The organism is Mycobacterium hainanense (assembly GCF_041890355.1).
GTDB lineage: Bacteria > Actinomycetota > Actinomycetes > Mycobacteriales > Mycobacteriaceae > Mycobacterium > Mycobacterium hainanense.
This window is the reverse complement of sequence record NZ_CP169059.1, coordinates 2,529,970-2,548,755: the sequence shown is the minus strand read 5'-3', so window position 1 is coordinate 2,548,755 and position 18,786 is coordinate 2,529,970. Positions and strand designations below refer to the sequence as shown.

19 protein-coding genes are annotated in these 18,786 nt (G+C 67.6%); 7 read left to right on the top strand and 12 right to left on the bottom strand.

Features of this window, described 5'->3' with window-relative positions; genetic code table 11:
- Positions 1–9 precede the first annotated feature (9 nt).
- The 5 genes from pafA to dop form a co-directional block, all read right to left on the bottom strand.
- Positions 10–1,368 carry a Pup--protein ligase gene (gene pafA, locus ACEL92_RS11905; RefSeq protein WP_374025747.1) on the bottom strand — a complete coding sequence of 453 codons (1,359 nt, stop codon included), beginning with the start codon at positions 1,366–1,368 and terminating at the stop codon, positions 10–12.
- Positions 1,369–1,548: 180 nt separating this feature from the next.
- The gene (prcA, locus tag ACEL92_RS11900; protein ID WP_374025746.1) at positions 1,549–2,322 is read right to left on the bottom strand and encodes a proteasome subunit alpha; all 774 of its coding nucleotides are present in this window, start codon (positions 2,320–2,322) and stop codon (positions 1,549–1,551) included.
- Positions 2,319–3,197 (bottom strand): proteasome subunit beta, encoded by an 879-nt coding sequence (gene prcB, locus ACEL92_RS11895; protein WP_374025745.1) that lies wholly within the window; start codon positions 3,195–3,197, stop codon positions 2,319–2,321. The genes prcA and prcB overlap by 4 nt, the downstream gene beginning before the upstream one ends.
- Positions 3,194–3,388, bottom strand: a complete 195-nt coding sequence (locus tag ACEL92_RS11890) for a ubiquitin-like protein Pup (protein WP_374025744.1) — start codon at positions 3,386–3,388, stop codon at positions 3,194–3,196. The genes prcB and ACEL92_RS11890 overlap by 4 nt, the downstream gene beginning before the upstream one ends.
- 116 nt (positions 3,389–3,504) lie before the next feature.
- A complete protein-coding gene (gene dop, locus ACEL92_RS11885) occupies positions 3,505–5,013 on the bottom strand; it encodes a pup deamidase/depupylase (RefSeq protein WP_374025743.1) in 1,509 nt (502 codons plus the stop codon).
- A gap of 203 nt (positions 5,014–5,216) precedes the next feature.
- Here dop and ACEL92_RS11880 point away from each other — a divergent pair, with 203 nt between their 5' ends.
- A complete protein-coding gene (locus ACEL92_RS11880) occupies positions 5,217–6,407 on the top strand; it encodes a hypothetical protein (protein WP_374025742.1) in 1,191 nt (396 codons plus the stop codon).
- Positions 6,408–6,418: 11 nt separating this feature from the next.
- A complete protein-coding gene (locus ACEL92_RS11875) occupies positions 6,419–7,063 on the top strand; it encodes a hypothetical protein (protein WP_374025741.1) in 645 nt (214 codons plus the stop codon).
- A 72-nt stretch (positions 7,064–7,135) separates the two neighbouring features.
- Here the strand turns inward: ACEL92_RS11875 and arc are convergent, their stop codons facing one another.
- Positions 7,136–8,965, bottom strand: a complete 1,830-nt coding sequence (gene arc, locus ACEL92_RS11870; RefSeq protein WP_374025740.1) for a proteasome ATPase — start codon at positions 8,963–8,965, stop codon at positions 7,136–7,138.
- 310 nt (positions 8,966–9,275) lie between these two features.
- Here arc and ACEL92_RS11865 point away from each other — a divergent pair, with 310 nt between their 5' ends.
- Positions 9,276–9,908 carry a hypothetical protein gene (locus tag ACEL92_RS11865; RefSeq protein WP_374025739.1) on the top strand — a complete coding sequence of 211 codons (633 nt, stop codon included), beginning with the start codon at positions 9,276–9,278 and terminating at the stop codon, positions 9,906–9,908.
- 8 nt (positions 9,909–9,916) lie between these two features.
- Positions 9,917–10,210 carry a DUF503 domain-containing protein gene (locus ACEL92_RS11860; protein ID WP_374026183.1) on the top strand — a complete coding sequence of 98 codons (294 nt, stop codon included), beginning with the start codon at positions 9,917–9,919 and terminating at the stop codon, positions 10,208–10,210.
- A 27-nt stretch (positions 10,211–10,237) separates the two neighbouring features.
- Here ACEL92_RS11860 and trmI read toward each other — a convergent pair whose 3' ends face one another.
- Entirely contained in the window at positions 10,238–11,080 is an 843-nt protein-coding gene (gene trmI / locus ACEL92_RS11855) for a tRNA (adenine(58)-N(1))-methyltransferase TrmI (RefSeq protein ID WP_374025738.1), read from the bottom strand.
- A gap of 73 nt (positions 11,081–11,153) precedes the next feature.
- Between trmI and ACEL92_RS11850 the strand changes: the two genes are divergently transcribed.
- Positions 11,154–12,044, top strand: coding sequence for a RecB family exonuclease (locus tag ACEL92_RS11850; protein ID WP_374025737.1), 891 nt, complete (start codon positions 11,154–11,156; stop codon positions 12,042–12,044).
- A 269-nt stretch (positions 12,045–12,313) separates the two neighbouring features.
- Complete coding sequence (locus tag ACEL92_RS11845; RefSeq protein ID WP_374025735.1) at positions 12,314–13,609, top strand: DEAD/DEAH box helicase; 1,296 nt, start codon at positions 12,314–12,316, stop codon at positions 13,607–13,609.
- A gap of 163 nt (positions 13,610–13,772) precedes the next feature.
- On the opposite strand, the gene ACEL92_RS11840 is transcribed toward ACEL92_RS11845, so the two are convergent.
- From ACEL92_RS11840 to ACEL92_RS11820, 5 genes are all read right to left on the bottom strand, one after another.
- Positions 13,773–15,155 carry an FAD-containing oxidoreductase gene (locus tag ACEL92_RS11840; protein WP_374025734.1) on the bottom strand — a complete coding sequence of 461 codons (1,383 nt, stop codon included), beginning with the start codon at positions 15,153–15,155 and terminating at the stop codon, positions 13,773–13,775.
- A complete protein-coding gene (locus ACEL92_RS11835) occupies positions 15,152–15,661 on the bottom strand; it encodes a DUF4126 domain-containing protein (RefSeq protein WP_374025733.1) in 510 nt (169 codons plus the stop codon). Before ACEL92_RS11835 ends, ACEL92_RS11840 begins: the two co-directional genes overlap by 4 nt.
- A gap of 217 nt (positions 15,662–15,878) precedes the next feature.
- Positions 15,879–16,736 (bottom strand): ATP phosphoribosyltransferase, encoded by an 858-nt coding sequence (gene hisG, locus ACEL92_RS11830; protein WP_374025732.1) that lies wholly within the window; start codon positions 16,734–16,736, stop codon positions 15,879–15,881.
- A 2-nt stretch (positions 16,737–16,738) separates the two neighbouring features.
- A complete protein-coding gene (locus tag ACEL92_RS11825; protein ID WP_374025731.1) occupies positions 16,739–17,020 on the bottom strand; it encodes a phosphoribosyl-ATP diphosphatase in 282 nt (93 codons plus the stop codon).
- Between the two features lie 55 nt (positions 17,021–17,075).
- Positions 17,076–17,675 carry a TetR family transcriptional regulator gene (locus ACEL92_RS11820; protein ID WP_374025730.1) on the bottom strand — a complete coding sequence of 200 codons (600 nt, stop codon included), beginning with the start codon at positions 17,673–17,675 and terminating at the stop codon, positions 17,076–17,078.
- A gap of 271 nt (positions 17,676–17,946) precedes the next feature.
- Between ACEL92_RS11820 and ACEL92_RS11815 the strand changes: the two genes are divergently transcribed.
- Positions 17,947–18,786 (top strand): MlaE family ABC transporter permease, encoded by an 840-nt coding sequence (locus ACEL92_RS11815; protein ID WP_374025729.1) that lies wholly within the window; start codon positions 17,947–17,949, stop codon positions 18,784–18,786.

Sequence of the window (18,786 nt, the reverse complement as noted above, 5' to 3'; positions counted from 1 at the left end):
GCGGTCGAGCTACATGCTGGCGATCAGCCGCTTGACCCGCTCGTCGACCGCCCGGAAGGGATCCTTGCACAGCACGGTCCGCTGGGCCTGGTCGTTGAGCTTCAGGTGCACCCAGTCGACGGTGAAGTCGCGGCCGGCGGCCTGGGCGGCGCTGATGAATTCGCCGCGCAGCCGGGCCCGGGTGGTCTGCGGCGGGTGGTCGACGGCCTCCGCGATTTCCTCGTCGGTGGTGACGCGCGCCGCCAGCCCTTTGCGCTGCAGCAGGTCGAACACGCCGCGCCCACGCTTGATGTCGTGGTAGGCGAGGTCCAGCTGGGCGATCTTGGGGTCGGACAGCTCCATGCTGTAGCGGTCCTGGTAGCGCTGGAACAGCTTGCGCTTGATCACCCAGTCGATCTCGGTGTCCACCTTGGCGAAGTCCTGGCTCTCGACGGCGTCGAGCTGGCGGCCCCACAGGTCGACGACCTGCTCGATCTGGGCGTTGGGCTCGCGGGTCTGCAGGTGCTCGACGGCGCGGCTGTAGTACTCACGCTGGATGTCCAGGGCGCTGGCCTGACGCCCGCCGGCCAGCCGCACGGGCCGCCGGCCGGTGACGTCGTGGCTGACCTCGCGGATGGCGCGGATCGGGTTGTCCAACGAGAAGTCGCGGAAGGGAACGCCCGCCTCGATCATCTCCAGCACCAGCGCGGCGGTGCCCACCTTGAGCATGGTGGTGGTCTCGCACATGTTGGAGTCGCCGACGATCACGTGCAGCCGCCGGTACTTCTCGGCGTCGGCGTGCGGCTCGTCGCGGGTGTTGATGATGGGCCGGCTGCGGGTGGTGGCCGAGGAGACGCCCTCCCAGATGTGCTCGGCGCGCTGGGACAGGCAGAACGTCGCCGCCTTGGGCGTCTGCAACACCTTGCCGGCTCCGCAGATCAGCTGGCGCGTGACCAAAAATGGCAGCAGCACGTCGGAGATCCGGGAGAATTCACCGGCCCGCACGATCAGGTAGTTCTCGTGACACCCGTAGGAGTTGCCCGCCGAGTCGGTGTTGTTCTTGAACAGGTAGATGTCGCCACCAATGCCCTCGTCGGCGAGCCGCTGCTCGGCGTCGATCAGCAGGTCTTCCAGCACCCATTCGCCGGCCCGGTCATGGGTGACCAGCTGGACCAGGCTGTCGCACTCGGCCGTCGCATACTCGGGGTGGCTGCCCACGTCGAGGTACAGGCGGGCGCCGTTGCGAAGGAAGACGTTGGAGCTGCGCCCCCACGACACGACGCGCCGGAAGAGATAGCGGGCAACCTCGTCCGGGGACAGCCGCCGATGACCGTGGAAGGTGCAGGTGACACCGAACTCGGTCTCGATGCCCATAATTCGTCGCTGCACGTAATCGAGGGTACTGGTTGTCCGACCGCCACGTTGCGGAAGCCGCGCCTACGGGTCCTGACGAGTTTCGCGTGGCCCGCCAGCACGTCCCTCGGCGACCGTAACGCCGACGTCGCCAGCTTGGACACCAGCGGCCCCAGTGTTCAGCCCGCAGCGAACAGCCGGCCCGGTTGGGCCCAGTCAGCCCGCGGAGTCGCCGTTGGATTCCGGCGCTTCGCCGTTGGTTTCCGGCTGATTCGAATCGCCCTCCTGCAGCAGACCTTCCAACGTGGCCCGGTTGATCCGCCGGAACGCCCGTCGCGGCCGGTTGACGTCCAGGATGGCGACCTCCAGGCTGCCCACGTCCGGGGAGGGCTGGTCCCCGCCGGAACCGTCGGCGCTGCCGGCCCGCAGCGCCTTGACGGCGATCCTGGTCGCGTCGCGCAGGTCGGCGTTCTCGGCGTAGGACTCCTTGAGCGCGTTAGCGATCGGCTCGGTGGTGCCGCCCATCACCACGAAATGCGGCTCGTCGGCGATCGACCCGTCGTAGGTGATGCGATACAGCTCAGGTGGTTTCGTCTCGCCGTAGTGGGCGACCTCGGCGACGCACAACTCCACCTCGTACGGCTTGGCCTGCTCGGTGAAGATGGTGCCCAGGGTTTGCGCGTAGACGTTGGCCAGCTGGCGTCCGGTGACGTCGCGGCGGTCATAGGCGTAGCCCCGGGTGTCGGCGAACTGAATTCCACCGCGGCGCAGGTTGTCGAATTCGTTGAACTTGCCCGCGGCCGCGAACCCCACGCGGTCGTAGAGCTCACTGATCTTCTGCAGGGACCGCGACGGGTTCTCCGCCACGAACAGCACACCGCCGGCGTAGACCAACGCGACCACGCTCTTGCCACGCGCGATGCCTTTGCGCGCGAGCTCGCTGCGCTCGCGCATCGCCTGCTCGGGCGAAATGAAATACGGAAAGCTCACTTCTCACCGCCGTCGGGGCCGAAAGTGTCTGCGCGTGAGCGGCTTTCGATCACCTCGCGCGCCAGCTCGGCGATCCGGCTCTCGGGCACCTCGGCCGCCCCTTCGGCGCCGATCGTGACCGCGGTCGGGTAGATGCCGCGGACCAAGTCGGGCCCACCGGTAGCGGAGTCGTCATCGGCCGCGTCGTAGAGCGCCTCGACGGCCACCCGCACCGCGGAATCGGCGTCGACGACCCGCGAGTACAACTTCTTGATCGAGGACTTGGCGAAGATCGAGCCCGACCCCACCGACTGATAGCCCTCTTCCTCCAAGTTCCAGCCGCCGGCGGCGTCGAACGAGACGATCCGGCCGGCGCCTTCAGGGTCGGGCGCGTCGATGTCGTAGCCCGCCAGCAGCGGCAGAGCTACCAGCCCCTGCATCGCGGCGGCCAGGTTTCCGCGCACCATGATCGCCAGCCGGTTCACCTTGCCGGCAAACGTCAGCGGCACGCCTTCGAGCTTCTCGTAGTGCTCGAGTTCCACGGCGTACAGGCGGGCGAACTCGACGGCGATGGCCGCGGTGCCCGCGATGCCCGTCGCCGTGTAGTCGTCGGTCACGTACACCTTTTTCACGTCGCGCCCGGCGATCATGTTGCCCTGGGTGGAGCGGCGGTCCCCGGCGATGACGACGCCACCGGGATATTTCAGGGCGACGATCGTGGTGCCGTGCGGCAGCTGCGACCCGACCCCTTCAGAGCGGGGGCTGCCACCGAGGCTCGCCGGCAGCAGCTCCGGCGCTTGGCGGCGCAGGAAGTCAGCAAACGACGACAGGTCTACGGCGGGGTTTGCCGGGAATGCGGAGTTAGTGGACAGGCGATCGGAGAAGGGCCAGGTCACTGTCCGCCCTTTTGGACGTATGCCCGGACGAAATCTTCGGCGTTCTCTTCGAGCACGTCATCGATCTCGTCGAGCAGATCGTCGGTGTCCTCGGCTAGCTTCTCGCGACGCTCCTGGCCCGCGGCCGTGCTGTCGCCGAGATCGTCGTCGTCGCCACCACCACCGCCACGCTTGGTCTGCTCTTGAGCCATCGCCGGCCTCCTGCTTCATCTGAACTTGTTCAGCGGCTTGCTTGCCAAATAAGCCACACTGCTCGCTGGTATCTCTACCCTACCGGTCAACCCCGATGTTCCCCGGTTTAACCGGCTCAGCTCGTGAGTTGTTCAACCAGTTCGGCCGCGCTATCCACCGAGTCCAGCAGCGCCCCGACGTGCGCCTTGCTGCCCCGCAGCGGCTCCAGCGTCGGAATGCGCACCAGCGAATCACCGCCGAGATCGAAAATCACCGAGTCCCAGCTGGCCGCGGCGATGTCGGCGCCGAACCTGCGCAGGCACTCACCGCGGAAGTACGCGCGCGTGTCGGTCGGCGGGTTGTCCACCGCCTCCAGCACCTGGTGCTCGCTGACCAACCTCTTCATCGAGCCGCGGGCGACGAGCCGGTTGTACAGGCCCTTGTCCAGCCGGACGTCGGAATACTGCAGGTCGACCAGGTGCAGCCGCGGCGCCGACCAGCTCAGGTTCTCCCGCTGGCGGAAACCCTCCAGCAGGCGCAGCTTGGCGGGCCAGTCGAGCACCTCGGCGCATTCCATGGGGTCGCGCTCAAGCTGGTCGAGCACCTGCGCCCAAGTCTCCACGATGTCGGCCGCGCGCGGATCGGGGTCGCGGCTGTCGACGAGCTTCGCCACCCGATCCAGGTAAATCCGTTGCAACGCAAGGCCCGTCAATTCCCTTCCGTCGGCCAGCGCCACGGCGACTCGCAACGACGGATCGCGGCTGATCGCGTGGACCGCGTGCACCGGCCGGGCCAGCACCAGATCGCTCAGGTCGATCCCGTGCTCCGGGCCGACCTCGATCAAGTCCAGCACCAGCGCCGTCGTGCCCAGCTTCAGGTAGGTCGACGTCTCGGCGAGGTTGGCGTCGCCGATGATGACGTGCAGTCGGCGGTACCGGTCGGCGTCGGCGTGCGGTTCGTCGCGGGTGTTGATGATGCCGCGCTTGAGGGTGGTCTCGAGGCCGACCTCGACCTCGATGTAATCCGAGCGCTGAGACAGCTGGAAGCCGGGCTCGTCACCCGAGGGCCCGATTCCGACGCGGCCGGAGCCGGTCACCACCTGGCGGGACACCAGAAAAGGGGTGAGCCCCGCAATGATCGACGAAAACGGCGTCTGCCGCGACATCAGGTAGTTCTCGTGTGACCCGTATGAGGCGCCCTTGCCGTCGACGTTGTTCTTGTAGAGCTGCAGTTTGGCGGCCCCGGGCACGCTGGCGACGTGCCGGGCGGCGGCCTCCATGACGCGTTCGCCGGCCTTGTCCCAGATCACCGCGTCCAGAGGGTCGGTGCATTCGGGCGCCGAGTACTCCGGGTGGGCGTGGTCGACGTAGAGCCGCGCGCCGTTGGTCAGGATCATGTTGGCCGCGCCAACCTCGTCGGCGTCGACCACCGGCGGCGGGCCGGCCGAACGGCTCAGATCAAAACCGCGGGCGTCCCGTAACGGTGATTCCACCTCGTAGTCCCAGCGGGTGCGCTTCGCGCGCTGGATGCCGGCGGCGGCGGCATAGGCCAGCACTGCCTGGGTCGAGGTGAGGATCGGGTTGGCCGTCGGGTCCGACGGTGATGAAATGCCGTACTCGACCTCCGTCCCGATAATCCGTTGCATGACCTAAGCGTAGGCCCGCCGACGATGCGCCCCGCCCGGCGGGGCGCGGTGGGGGTGCCCCCAGCCGCGCAGCGGCGAGGGGGCGAGGCGGGCAATCGAGCTCACCCGCCGACGATGCGCCCGCGCGCGGGCACGCAATCGGTGGGTGTCCGAGCCGCTCAACGACCAGCGGAAGCGAGGCGGCCGTCGTAGGGTGAGCCGCCATGGACCTCACTCTGCGCCGTGCACCGCACCGCCGCGGTCAGGTGAACGGCGCGGCTGAAAGCTGGTTCCTGGCGCGGGGTTTGCCGTCCGTACTGACGAGGCGCGCCCGGTGGCGGCGGCTCTGGCCGCGTGCGGCACCGGTGCTGGCGGCGTACGCCGCGCTGCAGGCCTGCATCCTGCCGGTGTATTTGATCACCGGCGGCCATGAAGTCGAAATCACCGGCACGCCAACGACTTCTGAGGTGGTCGTGCTCGCCATCGTCGGCCTCAGCCTTCCGCTGATGGCAGGCGTGGGCTGGCTGGTGTCGCGATCACGCAACGGGCGGGTGCGGGCGACGATAGCGACGGCGTCGGTCGTGGTGGTGGCGTCGGTGGGGGTGGCGACCGGAGACGCCGCTCAGCTGCCGCAGCAGGCCGCCGTCATCGCCATCGTGCTGATCCTCACCGGCTTCGGGGTGGGTTCGGTGGTCGGCTGGGCGGTGCGCATGATGTTGTCGCACTTCACCATGGTCGGCGCGCTGGCGGTCCGGGCGTTGCCCGTGGTGCTGCTGACCGCGTTGGTCTTCTTCAACACCTACGTCTGGCTGATGGCCGCGACGATCAGCGGGAACCGGCTGGGGTTGGCGATGGCGTTCCTGGTCTCGATAGCGGCGGCCTTCGTCATCTCCGCGACGGTGGAGCGGGTGCGGCCGATGCTCAAGTCGGCCGCGGCCCTGCCCGAACACACCGAGCACCTCGCCGGCACGCCGTTCGCGACCATGCCGGACACCCCGGGCAGCGCGCCGTTGAAGAAGACCGAACGCCTCAACGTGGTGTTCGTGCTGGCCGCATCCCAGCTGGCACAAATCCTGGTCGTGGCGGTGGTCACCGCCACCATTTACCTGATTCTGGGGTTGATCGTGCTCAGCCCGGAACTGCTGAACGAATGGACCCACACCTACAACAGCACCGCCACGGTGTTGGGGTTCACGCTGCCGGTCCCGGATTCGCTGGTGCACATGAGTCTTTTCCTGGGCGCGCTGACCTTCATGTACATCAGCGCCCGAGCAGCCGGCGACGCCGAGTATCGGTCCACCTTCCTGGACCCGCTGATTGACGACCTGCACGCCACGTTGATCGCCCGCAACCGCTACCGCGGCGCCGTCACGCCGACCGCCCGTGCTGTTGACGGCACCGACGGTGGTGACTAACACTTCACCGTGTGCCCGCCCCTGAGTCCGACCGCGCCCTCGGCAAACACGCACTCGACCTGGCAGGAAAACGCTACGGCGAAGTGCTGCTGGTAACCGCCGGCGAGGCCGGCCCGCAGGCGACGGTTTACAACAGCTTCCCGCTCAACGACTGTCCCGCCGACCTGTGGTCCGCGCTCGATCCGCACGCCATCGCCAGCGAAAACGGCGTGGCCGCAGCCCTGCTCAACGGTCCGCGGTACTGGCTGATGAACGCTATCGAAAAGGAAGTCCAGGGACCCCGCATCACGAAGACCTTCGGCGGGATCGAGATGATCCAGCAGGCCACGGTGCTGCTTTCTTCGATGAATCCCGCGCCGTACGTCCCCAATAGGGTCCATCGCCGCACTGTCTTCGTCTTCAACGCCGGCGAACAGGTCTACGAACTGATCGACCCGCAGGGGCAGCACTGGGTGATGCAGACGCTGAGCCAGGTCGCCGACCCCAACCTGTCGCAAGCGGATCTGCCGCGGCTCGCCGAGCGGCTCGACCTCCCGGCGGGGTGGACCTATCAACCGCGCGTCCTCACCGACGAGTTGCGCGTCGATACCAGGACCCGCGCGGCCCAAGTGTTGCAGGACAACCTGACCAACAGCTATTCGCTGGTGACCGACTGACCCGAAGCGGAACCGCGCCGCGCTCAAACCACGACGTGTGCGTGGCCTGAGGCGCGGCGCGGCTTAGAACCCCTACAGGTACTGGCCCAGGTTGGATTCGGTGTCGATCGCCCGCGATGCGCTCGAGCTCTTGCCGGTGACCAGGGTGCGGATGTAGACGATCCGCTCGCCCTTCTTGCCCGAAATCCGCGCCCAGTCATCTGGGTTGGTGGTGTTGGGCAGGTCCTCGTTCTCGGCGAACTCGTCGACGATCGAGTCCAGCAGGTGCTGGATGCGCAGACCCGGCTGCCCGGTCTCGAGCACCGACTTGATCGCGTTCTTCTTCGCGCGGTCGACGACGTTCTGGATCATCGCCCCGGAGTTGAAGTCCTTGAAGTACATGACTTCCTTGTCACCATTGGCGTAGGTGACCTCCAGGAACCGGTTGTCGTCGATCTCGGCGTACATCCGCTCGACGACCTTTTCGATCATCGCGTGGATGCAGGCCGACCGGTCGCCCCCGAACTCCGCGAGGTCGTCGGCGTGCACCGGCAGCGTATCGACCAGGTACTTCGAGAAGATGTCTTGCGCCGCTTCGGCATCCGGACGTTCGATCTTGATCTTCACGTCCAGGCGGCCGGGCCGCAGGATCGCGGGGTCGATCATGTCCTCACGGTTGGAGGCGCCGATCACGATGACGTTCTCCAGGCCTTCGACGCCGTCGATCTCGCTCAGCAGCTGCGGGACGACGGTGGTCTCGACGTCTGACGAGACGCCGGTGCCGCGGGTGCGGAAGATCGAGTCCATCTCGTCGAAGAACACGATCACCGGCGTTCCCTCGGACGCCTTCTCCCGGGCCCGCTGGAAGATGAGCCGGATGTGCCGCTCGGTCTCACCGACGAACTTGTTCAGCAGCTCGGGGCCCTTGATGTTGAGGAAGTAGGACTTCGCCTCGCGGGCGTCGTCACCCCGGACCTCGGCCATCTTCTTGGCCAACGAATTCGCCACCGCCTTGGCGATCAGCGTCTTTCCGCAGCCGGGCGGGCCGTACAGCAGCACACCCTTGGGCGGGCGCAACGCGTACTCCCGGTACAGCTCCTTGTGCAGGAACGGCAACTCCACGGCGTCGCGGATCTGCTCGATCTGGCGCGTCAGACCACCGATGTCGGAGTAGCTGACGTCGGGCACCTCTTCCAGCACCAGGTCTTCGACCTCGGCCTTGGGGATGCGCTCGAACGCGTAACCGGCCTTGGTGTCCACCAGCAGCGAGTCGCCCGGCCGCAGCTTGCGCGGCCTGGTGTCGTCGTTGAGCGCGTCGGGATGACCCTCCGGCAGGTCCTCGGCCACCAACGGCTCGGCGAGCCACACGATGCGTTCTTCGTCGGCATGACCGACGACCAACGCCCGGTGTCCGTCGGCCAGCAGTTCCCGCAATGTCGAGATCTCGCCGACGGATTCGAACGTGCCGGCCTCGACGACCGTCAGCGCCTCGTTGAGGCGGACCGTCTGGCCCTTCCGCAGCGACCCGACGTCGATGTTGGGTGAACACGTCAGCCGCATCTTGCGACCCGAGGTGAAGACGTCGACCGTCTCGTCGTCATGCGCGCCCAGCAACACGCCGTAGCCACTCGGCGGCTGCCCGAGCCGGTCGACTTCCTCACGCAGCGCGAGTAGTTGCTGGCGCGCCTCTTTGAGCGTCTCCATCAACTTCGAGTTGCGGGCCGCAAGCGAGTCGATCCGAGCTTCGAGCTGATGCACATCGCGCGCAGAGCGGGCGCCGCCTTGCGCCCCGACTGCATGCTCGAGTTGCTCGCGCAGCAACGCTGCCTCGCGGCGTAATTCTTCCAATTCGGCAGCATCGCCGCTGGACATGCCTGACTCTCGGGGGGTACCGAATGATTCAGAACGCTCTGAGCCACCCATGTTGCGCTCCTTTCCCACACCGAATTGGCGCGGTGGATACTTCAAAGCTACCGGCGATTGACCAATGATGTACGGAGTCAAATACCCACGAAAAGTTAAGATTTTCGTCTCGCTGGTAATCTCGGCCACTAATCTCGCTGATCGAAAGGGCCGCCGTGACCGCAAAAAGCCTCGCCACAGGCTTTCTCGGCACGCCCGGCGTCGGCGTGGCGACCGCGAGTGTGAGTTCAGTTGCACCCGTTGGCCCGACCGCGCGGCGGGCGCCCGCTTCGGGAAGCGTCCGACCCCCCACGCCGGCCTGACCCACTGGATGCGCCGAAACCTGTCCGCAGCCTTGAGCGCCGCCACCGTCTTGGCGGCGGTCGGGATCTCGGGATGTTCGTCGCATCAGCAAACCCGCATCGCCTCCTCCGCGCCCGCGGCGGCCCCTGCCACGTCGAGCACGGTTGTCGTACCTCCAACTACCCCGCTGCCGACGCCTGAAGCCCTTACCGACATCTTGACCCGGCTCGCCGACCCGAACGTACCCGGCATCAACAAGGTGAGTTTGGTCGAAGGCGCCACCCCCGAGAGCGCGGACGCCTTGGACAAATTCACCAACGCATTGCGCGACAACGGCTACCTGCCCATGACCTTCGTCGCGCACGACATCGCTTGGTCGGACAAGACCCCCGCCAACGTGGTGGCGAACATCGACGTCAATACCGCGCAGCCAGCCAACGCCACCTTCCACTTCCCCATGGAATTCACGCCGTTCCAAGGCGGTTGGCAGTTGTCGCGGCGAACCGGCGAGATGCTCTTGGCGCTGGGCAAGTCACCCGCGGAGACACCGCCCGCCGCCCCCGCACCGCTTCCCGCGCCTGCCCCTGCACCGCAACCCGGCCCGGCCCCGGCTCCCGCGCCGCCCCCCGAGCCCGGCCCGACTCCGACTCCACCCGGTTGACCCGCGGCATGTGGATCGGCTGGCTCGAGTTCGACGTGCTGCTCGGCGATGTCCGATCGCTCAAAGAGAAGCGCTCGGTGGTCCGCCCCGTCGTCGCCGAGCTGCAACGCAAGTTCAGCGTGTCGGCGGCCGAGACGGGTTCGCACGACCTGTATCGACGCGCCGGCATCGGCGTTGCCACGGTGTCCGGCGACCGCAGCCATGCGGTCGACGTCCTGGATGCGGCCGAACGGCTGGTGGCCGCGCACCCCGAGTTCGAGCTGTTGTCGGTGCGACGGGGCCTGCAGCGCAGCGACGATTGACGCCCCGTCGTGCTTGGCGACCCGCCACTAGCCGTCGCGGCCCTCGCGTTTCCGTCCCAGCGGCGCCGGCGCGACGACGCCGGGCGCGAGCCGCCGCGTGAAGACCAGGAACGCGGTGTGCCCGCGCATGGAGTGCTGCGGCCGAACGGCCAGGCCGACCACGTTCCAGCCGCGTTGCAGCGTCTCCCAGGACCGGGGCTCCGTCCAGCACTGCTGGGCCCGCAGGGCCTCGACGACGCGCGACAACTGGGTCACGGTGGCGACGTAGACCATCAGGACGCCGCCGGGGATCAGCAGACGGGCGACCGCGTCGAGCACCTCCCACGGCGCGAGCATGTCAAGCACCGCCCGGTCGAACGAGCCGTCGGGCCGATCGGACTCGGCGACATCGCTGACGATCAGCTCCCAGTTGTCCGGGAGCCGCCCATAGAACACCGAGACATTGCGGCGAGCATGCTCGGCATGGTCGGCGCGCTGCTCGTAGGAGACCACCCGCCCGTCGGGCCCGACCGCGCGCAGCAGCGAGCAGGTCAGCGCCCCCGACCCGGCCCCGGCCTCCAGCACGCGCGCACCCGGGAAGATGTCGCCCTCGTGCACGATCTGCGCGGCGTCCTTGGGATAGATGACCTGCGGCCCGCGGGGCATCGACATGATGTAGTCGACGAGCAGCGGCCGGAGCACCAAGAAGGGCGCGCCGTTGCTGGACTTGACCACACTGCCCTGTTCCAGCCCGATCAACGCGTCGTGGGCGATCGAGCCGCGATGGGTGTGGAACTCCGCGCCGGGCGTGAGCGCCATCGTGTAGTGCCGGCCTTTGGCGTCGGTGAGTTGGACGCGTTCCCCGACGGTGAATGGGCCGGTTGCGGACACGGCGTCTAGCGTGCCAGCCGACTCGCCGCGGCCGGTGCTCGGGGTTGTCGGCACCCGGTTCTACGCTGCGGACATGACCAACCAGCCGCAGACACTCGCGCGGCCGGCTGCCCGACCGGCTTCGAAACCGGCCCTGTCCCCCTCGCGGGCGGCGGACTTCAAGCAGTGCCCGCTGCTGTACCGGTTCCGGGCGATCGACCGGTTGCCCGAGGCGCCGTCGGCCGCGCAGCTGCGCGGCTCGGTGGTGCACGCCGCCCTGCAGCAGCTCTACGGCCTGCCCGCCCCGCAGCGCGGTCCGGACACCGCGCTGTCATTGGTCGAGCCGGCCTGGGACCAGGTGATCGCCGCGGCGCCCGACCTTGCCAGCGGCTTCGACCCCGAGCGGCGCGGCCAGCTGATCGCCGAGGCCCGGGCGCTGCTTTCGGGCTACTACTGCCTCGAGGACCCGACGCGCTTCGATCCACAGTGCTGCGAGGAGCGCGTGGAGGTCGAGCTCGCCGACGGCACCCTGCTGCGCGGATTCATCGACCGGATCGACATCGCCGCCACCGGGGAGATGCGGGTGGTCGATTACAAAACCGGCAAGGCCCCGCCGGCGGCGCGGGCTTTGGCCGAGTTCAAGGCGATGTTCCAGATGAAGTTCTACGCGGTGGCCCTGCTGCGCACGCGCGGCGTCCCACCCACCCGGCTGCGGCTCATCTACCTTGCCGACGGGCAGGTGTTGGACTATTCGCCCGACCACGACGAGTTGCTGCGCTTCGAGAAAACCCTGATGGCGATCTGGCGTGCGATCCAATCCGCCGGTAAAACCGGCGATTTCCGCCCCAGCCAGTCGCGGTTGTGTGACTGGTGTCCCCACCAGCAACATTGCCCCCTGTTCGGCGGAACCCCGCCGGCCTACCCGGGATGGCCGGATCACGTTCTGGCACAGGGCGTTTCACAACCAACCGAACCGGCGGCTTGACCGCCCGACCGTCCGCCGATGTGACAAGGGTCATTGCTGCGCTGACCGCCGTGACGCACTAGTTCACCGACGAGTGCGGTAGGCTGTTGTCAACGTTGGCGCCGAATGGCTTGCCAGCACGTCGTGATCGATTCGTTATTTCCTCTCAGATCCCCGCGGGGCGCCGAGTCCGAGATGACCAGGTGCGCTCCGCACAGCCTCGAGTCGCGGCGATCGATGTTGCCAGAAGGGCAATCTCGCTACCACCGACGCGTTAGGGACAGTGAAACATGCTTGAAGACACAACTTTTGCTCACCTCGGTGTGAGCCCACCGCTGGTTGACGCGCTCGCCAAGGGCGGCGTTCACCGGCCATTCCCGATCCAGATCGAGACCCTGCCGGACACGCTTGCCGGCCGTGATGTGTTGGGCCGCGGCAAGACCGGCAGCGGCAAGACGCTCGCCTTCTCGATCCCGCTGGTGAGCCGGCTCGACGCCGGTAATCGTCAGCCCGGCAAGCCCACCGGGCTGGTGCTGGCGCCCACCCGCGAACTCGCGACACAGATCGCCGCGACCATCGCTCCGTTGGCCGCGGTTCGGGGCCTGCGCGTGACCACCGTCTTCGGCGGGGTACCGCAGCACAGGCAAGCCGCGGCGCTGAAGTCCGGCGTCGACATCGTCGTCGCCTGCCCGGGCCGGCTGGACGACCTGATGAAGCAGGGCATCGTCAAGCTGAGCGCAGTACAGGTAACCATCATCGACGAGGCCGACCACCTCTCCGATCTGGGCTTTTTGCCCACGGTCACCCGCATCTTGGCGGCCACGCCCGCGACCGGTCAGCGGATGCTGTTCTCGGCCACGCTCGACGCCGCGGTCGACACCCTGGTGAAGCGATTCCTCACCGACCCGGTGACGCGATCGATCGCCGAACCGGTGTCCGTGACTCCCGCGATGACACATCACCTGTTCTGTGTCGACGGGCCGCAGGCCAAGCGGGAGCTCGTGCACCGGTTGGCTGCGGGAGAGTCCCGGCGGATCCTGTTCATGCGGACCAAGCATCAGGCCCGGAAGCTGGCCCGCCAGCTCACGCAGTCGGGCATCGCGTCGGTCGAGCTGCACGGCAACCTCTCCCAGAACGTGCGCGACCGGAACCTGGCGGCGTTCGCGACCGGCCAGGCGCGAGTGCTCGTCGCGACCGACATCGCCGCACGCGGCGTACACGTGGACAACGTCGAGCTCGTGGTCCACGTGGACCCGCCCGCCGAGCACAAGGCCTATCTGCATCGATCCGGCCGCACGGCCCGAGCCGGCGCCTCCGGTGACGTGGTCACCATCGCGCTGCCCGAGCAACGCCGGGACACCGAATCGATGATGCGCAAGGCGGCCATCCGCGCCGTTCCCCAGCAGGTCACCGCGGCGTCCCCCGTCATCCACGCCTTGGCCGGTGAGCCCGCGCCCCGCGAGTCCGTCGCGCCCGCTCCGGCGCAGGTCCGTCGGCCATCGGCCACCCCCGCTGCCCCGCGCGGCGCATCGGCCACGCGTCCCAGGCGGCGGCGGTCCCGTCGCCCCGCCACCGCGTCGCACTAACGCTTATTAGCCGATGGTGGTCGACCCGCCACGCCGCGCTCGCGATCGCCACGAGTCCCACGGTGGCGACCCGCCACGCCCGGCCAACGCCGCGCTCGCGATCGCCACGAGTCCCACGGTGGCGACCCGCCACGCCCGGCCAACGCCGCGCTCGCGATCGCCACTACTGCAGCGGGGTCATCTCCTGCAGCATTGTGGGGATGAGCTCGCTGACGGTGGGGTGGATGTGCATGGTGCGGGCTAGCGTCGTGTAGGGCGCTTTGGCCGACATGATGTCCAGGATCTCGTGAACGGCCTCGTCGCCGCCGACGCCGAAGATGGCCGCCCCCAGGATCTCCTGGGTGTCGGCATCCACCACCACCTTCATGAAGCCTTGCGTCTCACCCTTTTCCACCGCCCGGCCGACCCGCGACATCGGACGCTTGCCGATCAGCGCCTTGCGTCCCGACGCACGAACCTGGTCGACGGTCATCCCGGCCCGCCCCAACGGCGGGTCGATGTAGAGCGCGTAGGTGGTGATGCGGTCGCTGACCCGACGCGGGTCGTCGTCGAGCAGGTTGGCGGCGACGATCTCGAAATCGTTGTAAGAGGTGTGGGTGAAGGCGCCTTTGCCGTTGCAGTCTCCCATCGCCCAGATGTGGTCGACGTTGGTTTTGAGCTGGTCGTCGACGACGATGTAGCCGTGGGCGTCGGTCCGCACACCGGCCGCCTCGAGGCCCAGGTCGTCGGTGTTGGGCCGTCGGCCCACGGCCAGCAGCAGGTGGCTCCCGCCGATCGGGGCGGCGCCGGCGCTCGGGGTTAATTCAAAGCCATTGTCCTTCTTGGAGATTCGCACGCTATCGGCACCGACGACGACGTCGATGCCCTCGTCCTCCAGGATGTCGCGGACGGTGGCCGAGACGTCCTCGTCCTCGCGGGACGCCAACCGCGAGCCCCGCTCGACGACGGTCACCCGGGCCCCGAAGCGCCGGTACATCTGGGCGAACTCCAGCGCGATGTAACTGCCGCCGAGGATGACGAGATGGCTTGGCAACGTGTCGAGTTCGAGGATCGAGACATTGGTCAGGAACTCGACGTCGGATAGACCCGGGATATCCGGCACCACCGCGCGACCACCGACGTTGAGAAAGATCCGGTCGGCATGCAGGACGTCGTGCCCAGCTTCGTAGTCGACACGCACCGTGTGCGGATCCTCGAACCGGGCGTGCCCGCGAAAGACGGTGCAACCGTCCATCCCCGCCAACCAGTCCTCGACGCCCTTACGGTCGTCCAACATGATTTCGTCCTTGCGCGCCTTGACTTTCGCCATGTCCACGCTGACGGGTCCGGTCGCCACCCCGTAATCCGCGGCGCGGCGCGCGAGGTGAGCGGCGTACGCGCTGGCCACCAGGGTCTTGGTCGGGATGCACCCGGTGTTCACGCAGGTGCCGCCGATCAGTTTGCGTTCCACCAGCGCCACCCGCTGGCCGGCCGCCGTCAGCCGCCCCGCCAGCGGTGGGCCGGCCTGCCCGGCCCCGACGACGATCGCGTCGAAATGCTGTGTCACTTAACCGCCGTCAGCAGGTATTCCGTCAACACGTGGCCCGTCGCCGCGGCGATGGCGAACCCGCCCACGATCGCGACCGCGTCCTCCAGCAGCGCGATGGGCAGGTCCCTGCCGGCCACGGCGGCCAGCCGCTTGCGCGCCTGATAACCGCCGAGCGTGCCGAGCACCGCGCCGATGACGCCGGCGCCGAGCGCGGTGAAGGTCCAGTGCGGCCAGGCGCCGAGCGCCGCGCCCGCCAGTCCACCCATGACGATCCGGGCGGCGAAGACCGGCGGCGTTGTGCGGGCCGGCGTCTTGGGCAGCTTGTCGGTGACCAGTTCACCGATCGCGAGAGCGGTGAAGACGATGACCGTGATGATGTTGGCCAGCCACGACGCCCACGTGCCATGCAGGTCGAGCCAGCCAAGGTAGGCCGCCCAGGCGACGACGGCGGGGGCCGTCAGCGAACGCAGCCCGGCGACGACACCAATCAGTAAAGCCAGCAGCAGAATGAGCGCGTGTGTCACGAAGACCCTCCTGGGGATCGAACAGCCCGGCAACGGTTAGGGATGACGGCCCATGGGGATGACACGGGCAAGCGGCCCTAGCGGACGCTAACACAGCCGCGGTCGCGACACCCGCCTCCAGCGTCACGCCAGCGCCACCACCGGCCTCCAGCGTCACGCCAGCGCGACCGCGGGCGTCGAGCGTGAAGCTAAGCCAGCGTGACGCCCGAGCGGCCGGTCAGAACCGGCAGAACCGGATGTCTGAAGCCAGAATTGCTTTGGCGCCGATGGTGGCCAGCTCGTCCATGATCTCGTTCACGCCGCGGCGCGGCACCAGCGCGCGGATCGCGACCCAGTCCGGATCGGCGAGTGGCGCGATGGTCGGCGATTCCAAACCCGGCGTGATCGCCGTGGCCCGGTCCAGGACGGAACGCGGGCAGTCATAGTCGAGCATCAGATATTGCTGCCCGAACACCACCCCCTGGATCCGCGCCACCAGCTGGTCGTGCGCCGCCTGTGTCCCGTTCGGGCGCTCCGGGCCGGCGCGCTCGATCAGCACCGCCTCCGAATCGCACAGCGGATCGCCGAAGGCCACCAGGTCGTGCAGGCTCAGGGTGCGCCCGGACCCGACCACGTCGGCGATGGCGTCCGCCACGCCGAGCTGCACCGAAATCTCCACCGCCCCGTCGAGTCGGATGACGGTCGCTTCAATGCCGCGCTGCGCCAGATCTTTTCGAACGAGATTGGGGTAGGCCGTCGCGATCCGCTTCCCAGCCAGATCCGCCGTCGTCCACTCCCGCCCGGCCGGGCCCGCATAGCGAAAGCTCGACGAACCGAAACCCAATGCCAGCCTCTCGCGCACCGGCGCGTCCGAGTCGCGGACCAGATCGCGTCCGGTGATGCCGAAATCGAGCTGCCCCGAACCCACATAGATCGCAATGTCTTTGGGCCGCAGGAAGAAGAACTCGACCTGGTTGACCGGGTCGATGACGGTGAGGTCTTTGGAATCGGTGCGACGGCGGTAGCCCGCCTCCGCGAGAATTTCGCTGGCCGGTTCGCTCAGCGTGCCCTTGTTGGGAACCGCTACCCGCAGCATCGTCACAGCTTCCGGTAGACGTCGTCGAGCGACAGCCCACGCGCGATCATCAACACCTGCGTCCAGTAGAGCAACTGGCTGATCTCCTCGGCCAGCGCCTCGTCGGGTTCGTGCTCGGCGGCCAGCCACACCTCGCCGGCCTCCTCGAGGATCTTCTTGCCCAACCCGTGGATGCCCCCGTCCAGCGCGGCGACCGTCGCGCTGCCGGACGGCCGGGTACGGGCGCGCTCACCCAATTCGGCGAACAGATCCTCAAACGTCTTCACGGCCAGCGATTGTTTCACGCGGCGGCGAGCAAAGTCACGGCGGTTTCCGCCGGTGACGTTCCGGATCCGCGTGTCAGTCGAACCCCGCGAGCGTCATCCGCAGCGCCTCTTCGAGCTGAACGTGAAACTCCGGGCCGTCGGCAGGCTGGGTGAGCCAGCGATCGATGACGAATTTGGCCGTGGCCAAGCTGGTGTGCACCAACAGCGCGGGCCGAACGTCTGCCGCTGCGTCGACGCCCATGCGGGACGCGACTTGCTCGACGAATTCACGGTGTTCGGTCTCGGTGACCAGCACCGATTGACTCAACAGCCGCGGGGCGGTGGCGACGGCCTGGCGCCAGGTGTCCAGCGTCTGGACTTCGATGACCTCTTGGGCGCGGGCGACGAACAGCCGGATCAACGCCTCGACCGGTGACTCGTCGGGTGGTCGCGCGCTGTAGGACTCGACGACCTGGGCGCTGGCCTCCCGGACGGGACCGACCAGCAGGCTCTCCTTGGTGGGCGCGTACCGGAAATAGGTGCTGATCGATACGCCGGCCGCCGCGGCGATCTCCTCGGTCGTCACCGCGTCGAAGCCGCGTTCGGCGAAAAGCCGTTGGGCGGTCTGCTGGATCTGCGAAACTAGCTCGGCACGGCGGCGGTCTCGCAACGAGCCGGTGTTTGCTGAGGGCATGCCTTCACCTTCGTCTATCCGACATTTCAGCCCCCTGGTGCCGCTCCGCGGCGATCCAGATGAGTGACTCTACACTATTGAAAGTCCCTATCAAGTAGGCTAGTGTGACTCAGCACACGCCTATGAGCTGCAAAATTATGGAACCTGATAACACTATTTTAGTGACGTTAGGCTCCACGGGCTTCGATTCCCTCTGCTCGGCGGTCAGGACGTACTGGTTCGCAATGACGGGTGCCGTAAGTTTGCTACACATACGACAAATAGCCGCGCGATGACGGACGGACACGACGGCGTCACGGCCATTCAGGAGTGGTCCATCGGATACGTCAAGCGTCACCCCGTCGCGTCACTGACCACTGTCGGCGAACAATTCGTCCTCGGCGTGCGCACCGCCCAATATTTCTTCTTCGACCTGGCGACAGGGCGATTCCAATGGCAGGAGTTCGTCCGCCAGGGCGCGTTCATGGCCGGCACCGCCGTGTTGCCGACGATCCTGGTGTCGCTGCCAATCAGCGTGACACTGTCCATCCAGTTCGCCTTGCTCGCCGGCCAGGTCGGTGCCACCTCGCTCGCCGGCGCGGCCAGCGGGCTCGCCGTCATCCGGCAGGGGGCATCCCTGGTGGCCGCGGTCCTGATGGCGTCGGCCGTCGGGTCGGCCATCACCGCCGACCTGGGCTCGCGGACGATGCGCGAAGAGACCGACGCGATGGAGGTGATGGGCGTCTCGGTGATCCGCCGCCTGGTCGTCCCCCGCTTCGCCGCCGCGGTGATGATCGGTGTGGCCCTCACCGGCGTCGTGTGCTTCGCCGGATTCTTCGCCAGCTACATGTTCAACGTCTACTTCCAGAACGGTGCCCCGGGCAGCTTCGTGTCGACGTTCGCCTCGTTCGCGACGACCGACGACATGATCCTGGCGCTGGTGAAGGCGGTCGTATTCGGCGCCATCGTGGCTATCGTGTCGAGCCAGAAAGGCTTGTCCACTAAGGGCGGACCGACGGGCGTGGCGAACTCGGTGAACGCGGCGGTGGTGGAGGCCATCCTGCTGCTGATGATCGTCAACGTCGCCATCAGCCAGCTTTACATCATGTTGTCGCCCAGGACGGGGCTATGA

Bases quoted from the DNA above. Each gene is read 5' to 3' on its own strand.
- dop (WP_374025743.1), bottom strand. From the start codon at position 5,013: ATGCAACGGATTATCGGGACGGAGGTCGAGTACGGCATTTCATCACCG.
- ACEL92_RS11865 (WP_374025739.1), top strand. From the start codon at position 9,276: ATGCGCCGAAACCTGTCCGCAGCCTTGAGCGCCGCCACCGTCTTGGCG.
- ACEL92_RS11815 (WP_374025729.1), top strand. From the start codon at position 17,947: ATGACGGACGGACACGACGGCGTCACGGCCATTCAGGAGTGGTCCATC.
- ACEL92_RS11850 (WP_374025737.1), top strand. From the start codon at position 11,154: ATGACCAACCAGCCGCAGACACTCGCGCGGCCGGCTGCCCGACCGGCT.
- ACEL92_RS11820 (WP_374025730.1), bottom strand. From the start codon at position 17,675: ATGCCCTCAGCAAACACCGGCTCGTTGCGAGACCGCCGCCGTGCCGAG.
- ACEL92_RS11880 (WP_374025742.1), top strand. From the start codon at position 5,217: ATGGACCTCACTCTGCGCCGTGCACCGCACCGCCGCGGTCAGGTGAAC.
- arc (WP_374025740.1), bottom strand. From the start codon at position 8,965: ATGGGTGGCTCAGAGCGTTCTGAATCATTCGGTACCCCCCGAGAGTCA.
- ACEL92_RS11860 (WP_374026183.1), top strand. From the start codon at position 9,917: ATGTGGATCGGCTGGCTCGAGTTCGACGTGCTGCTCGGCGATGTCCGA.
- ACEL92_RS11845 (WP_374025735.1), top strand. From the start codon at position 12,314: ATGCTTGAAGACACAACTTTTGCTCACCTCGGTGTGAGCCCACCGCTG.
- ACEL92_RS11890 (WP_374025744.1), bottom strand. From the start codon at position 3,388: ATGGCTCAAGAGCAGACCAAGCGTGGCGGTGGTGGTGGCGACGACGAC.
- hisG (WP_374025732.1), bottom strand. From the start codon at position 16,736: ATGCTGCGGGTAGCGGTTCCCAACAAGGGCACGCTGAGCGAACCGGCC.